The following is a 3,114-nucleotide window of genomic DNA, read 5'->3' on the forward strand; positions in this document are numbered from 1 at the left end:
CGAATGGAAGAAGGTCAGACCTGAGCATGAAAGCAAAATAAGAGGATTGGTCGGACAGGCTGCTGACTTAGTTCTGGATCTTGTTCTGGCTGAAACAGGTAAGGGTAAAATAACACGCACCGAATAAGGCGAATGCTATGAAACTCAACACTCAATATCTAGCTTTCGGCTATCTGGCGGTTCTTTCTGCTTTGGTCTGGTTCGGCTACGGCAAATATCAGGACAAGGCTGAAGAATACGCTAGGTTAAAGCTAGTGTATGACAGACAGGTCGCCATTACCGACAACGCCTACCACTCTATCAGGTTATTTAATGACATCTCATGAATTAATAGCGAAAACCGACAGCAGTCAGCCGTGGATTCTGAGAAAACGCAGGCCGCCATCAAAACAGTGGTTGTCAATCATGAGTGTGCCAATCGTACTGTGCCTGATGGGGTTGTTATCCGGTTGCAGCAACACACGAACCGAATACGTTCCGGTGCCACCGATACCCATTCCGGCGCATCTGCTCGCTGACTGTCTGTCTCCGGTAATACCGGACACAATGACATGGAGTGACAGTCTCATTCTGAATGAGCAGTTACTGACAGTCATTGAGCAATGCAATTTGGATAAGCGGGCGATACGGGAAATAGAAGAAAAGGGCAAATAACGATGAGTGAGTTAATTTTTAACTACATGGTAGGTGGCTTAACGGTTATTGGCTATCTGTACATTCTGGTTAGAGCATGGAATTGGCTATTCACGTGCCTCTTCAAGGCATATGACAAGCGTCGCAAAGAAGAGCGAAAACAGAAGGCTGTTAACGAGTTGTATGATGCATTTGAACTTGACCGGATACAGGATGGTCACACCATGAAGATAGCTACGAAAGGCGGCTTGGTGATTATGATGTATCGGCAACAATCAGATGGCAAATAATAACCTGCCACCTCAGAGCAAATGATTCTGGGGTGGCAGGGGTGGGTTGGGACGCAGTGCATTAACTGAAATTAAAATTTTTTCTTAGAATTGGCTTTGTATCAGAGGACGAAGAAAAAAATAGTGCTATACATTCAGTAAGCGTTTAAAGTTCTTGGCTTCAAAAATAGTTATATTACTTCTTTGGAAATAAAGGCAGGAAAATGAAAGATATAGATGTGCGGCGTGCTGTTCACTCTAAGATACTGAAAGAGCATCACAAAGATCCGAATACATTGATTATTGATGAATTTTCTTTGAACCAAGGTTCATGTCGTGTTGACATTGCGGTAATTAACGGAGTTATTCATGGATATGAACTAAAAAGTGAGAGAGATAATCTTTTAAGGCTTCCTAATCAGATAGAGCAATATTCTTTAGTGATGGATAAAGTAACGCTAGTTGTAGATGATTCTCATTTGGCTGAGGCTCAAAAGATCATCCCTGAATGGTGGGGGATCAAGGTGGTTAATCAAGGGAACAGAGGTGCAGTTCATATACATAGTTATAGGCGAGATAAACTAAATCCTGACGGCGATGTTTTTTCATTGGCTAGGTTACTTTGGAAGGATGAATGCCTTAGCATTATGGAAAAATGGAACATATTGAAAGGTAATAAAAGCAAACCCCGCTTTGAGCTATGGGATATAGTTGCACAGCATACCTCACTTGAAAAGTTGAAAGTTGAAGTGAGGCATACTTTAAAGCAAAGAACTATGTGGAGAAATTAAGGTACAGAAGGATATTGGGATGAGTGCCGTGAAAGCTGCTCAACGACCATGGTCAAGTGAGGTATGCTGTGCAACTTTTCTCCAGACTTTTGAGCCCCCGGATGAAACATTACCATTAGCCCTATCGTATATATATGAGTCTCCCCAGCTATAATGAGGGCCAAAATAATATGGACTACTGACTAAAATCTGAGATAGATTCTGGGTTTGTTCCCAGCCATTGCTTCTGGCGGCAGTTCCTTTAACAAGGATCCAATTATTCCAATCAGAATAACGAACTGAAACATACGGAGACATAAATCGTGGGTCAACATTACTTATTTCTGCACTAGATGTAGGGTAGTCACTAAATCCAGGGGGGCTGGTACTGCCAGTATTCTCCATTATATGTTGCCATAAATTCCACTCTTCTCTTGGAATTGTATGTACAGCATGCTGAGGAATGCCAGCTTGAGATTTTGGATAATAACTACTTGAAACTATAACTTTTCTCCAATTTCCCATACTACAAATGCTTTTATAGAGGTGAATGGCATCTTGGATTAAGGGAGGCGTTAATGGCGATATATCAGCGAAGTCGATGATGATATCAACATCCTCAGCAGCAAGATTAATCCTATCAAGTAAATATAATATCAGTCCTGATCTATCCGGAGATACTTTGATAGCTGCGCCGTTATGAGAATTTTTTAATACGGAAAGTATATATTCTTCGGAATAATTTGGAGAGACGATAGGAATTAATTCCTTTCCGTGTGCTCTTGCATTCTGAACACAGATATCCAATGGGTGACTCATGATATCACCATGATCATCTAAATAACCGACATCAACGAATACTGGGTGATCAGATTTCCATGAGTCAGCTAGTGTCTCACCAAATGATGAAAGGTGTTCCATTAAGCTTTTTTTATAGCATTCGCTTTCGAAATCCCAAGGTATATCTAGAACAGAAATAATGGGCGTTAATCCGAGGATTGTATTGGGTGAAAGCTCTTTGAGGGCTTCGTATTCAGCAGCTTTCCATCTAATTTGCGGGTAGTAATGGAGTATACTCATATTTAAATTTCCTTGAAAAATATAAAAGGAAAGAAATATTACATGCTTATTTTTTAATCCCTGCGTAAATTATGTTCTAAATGTGACTTGTTTCATTTCTTTTTTTAAAATCAAATAACAAACTACAATAGTTATAATTCACATGTTAATTGTTTTATTTATTGACAATGTTTTATTCCCTTACCCATTCCCTGAGTGGCTAAAGGAATATTGATAATCCATGCTGCCACCTCGTACCCATCGCGTACCCAACGCACACGGGCTGGTGGCATTTTTATTTTCATCGCGCACCGAAAGCGCCGCTTAATTACACCGAACCTAACCCTATAGAAATGAGCCTTCGAGGTAACCAGTTATGGCTG

6 protein-coding genes are annotated in these 3,114 nt (G+C 40.6%); 4 read left to right on the forward strand and 2 right to left on the reverse strand.

Going from position 1 to position 3,114, the window contains the following annotated elements; translation table 11 throughout:
- Window positions 1–137 precede the first annotated feature (137 nt).
- From Xvie_RS23490 to Xvie_RS19945, 4 genes are all read left to right on the forward strand, one after another.
- On the forward strand, window positions 138–326 hold the full coding sequence (locus Xvie_RS23490) for a hypothetical protein (RefSeq protein ID WP_244175748.1): 189 nt from the start codon (window positions 138–140) through the stop codon (window positions 324–326).
- Window positions 313–654 (forward strand): Rz1-like lysis system protein LysC, encoded by a 342-nt coding sequence (lysC, locus tag Xvie_RS19935; RefSeq protein WP_422645961.1) that lies wholly within the window; start codon window positions 313–315, stop codon window positions 652–654. Before Xvie_RS23490 ends, lysC begins: the two co-directional genes overlap by 14 nt.
- A gap of 2 nt (window positions 655–656) precedes the next feature.
- Window positions 657–923, forward strand: coding sequence for a DUF4752 family protein (locus tag Xvie_RS19940; RefSeq protein WP_086110837.1), 267 nt, complete (start codon window positions 657–659; stop codon window positions 921–923).
- A 203-nt stretch (window positions 924–1,126) separates the two neighbouring features.
- A complete protein-coding gene (locus Xvie_RS19945) occupies window positions 1,127–1,693 on the forward strand; it encodes a sce7726 family protein (protein WP_086110838.1) in 567 nt (188 codons plus the stop codon).
- A gap of 39 nt (window positions 1,694–1,732) precedes the next feature.
- On the opposite strand, the gene Xvie_RS19950 is transcribed toward Xvie_RS19945, so the two are convergent.
- Both Xvie_RS19950 and Xvie_RS24280 read right to left on the reverse strand, forming a co-directional pair.
- Window positions 1,733–2,752 carry a beta family protein gene (locus Xvie_RS19950; protein ID WP_244175749.1) on the reverse strand — a complete coding sequence of 340 codons (1,020 nt, stop codon included), beginning with the start codon at window positions 2,750–2,752 and terminating at the stop codon, window positions 1,733–1,735.
- Between the two features lie 158 nt (window positions 2,753–2,910).
- Window positions 2,911–3,036 (reverse strand): hypothetical protein, encoded by a 126-nt coding sequence (locus Xvie_RS24280; RefSeq protein ID WP_279625695.1) that lies wholly within the window; start codon window positions 3,034–3,036, stop codon window positions 2,911–2,913.
- Between the last annotated feature and the right edge of the window lie 78 nt (window positions 3,037–3,114).

Source organism: Xenorhabdus vietnamensis (genome assembly GCF_002127535.1).
Taxonomy (GTDB): domain Bacteria; phylum Pseudomonadota; class Gammaproteobacteria; order Enterobacterales; family Enterobacteriaceae; genus Xenorhabdus; species Xenorhabdus vietnamensis.

Excerpts from the sequence above, each read along its gene's own strand:
- Xvie_RS23490 (WP_244175748.1), top strand. The coding sequence starts at position 138 with ATGAAACTCAACACTCAATATCTAGCTTTCGGCTATCTGGCGGTTCTT.
- Xvie_RS19950 (WP_244175749.1), bottom strand. The coding sequence starts at position 2,752 with ATGAGTATACTCCATTACTACCCGCAAATTAGATGGAAAGCTGCTGAA.
- Xvie_RS19945 (WP_086110838.1), top strand. The coding sequence starts at position 1,127 with ATGAAAGATATAGATGTGCGGCGTGCTGTTCACTCTAAGATACTGAAA.
- Xvie_RS19940 (WP_086110837.1), top strand. The coding sequence starts at position 657 with ATGAGTGAGTTAATTTTTAACTACATGGTAGGTGGCTTAACGGTTATT.
- Xvie_RS24280 (WP_279625695.1), bottom strand. The coding sequence starts at position 3,036 with ATGAAAATAAAAATGCCACCAGCCCGTGTGCGTTGGGTACGCGATGGG.
- lysC (WP_422645961.1), top strand. The coding sequence starts at position 313 with ATGACATCTCATGAATTAATAGCGAAAACCGACAGCAGTCAGCCGTGG.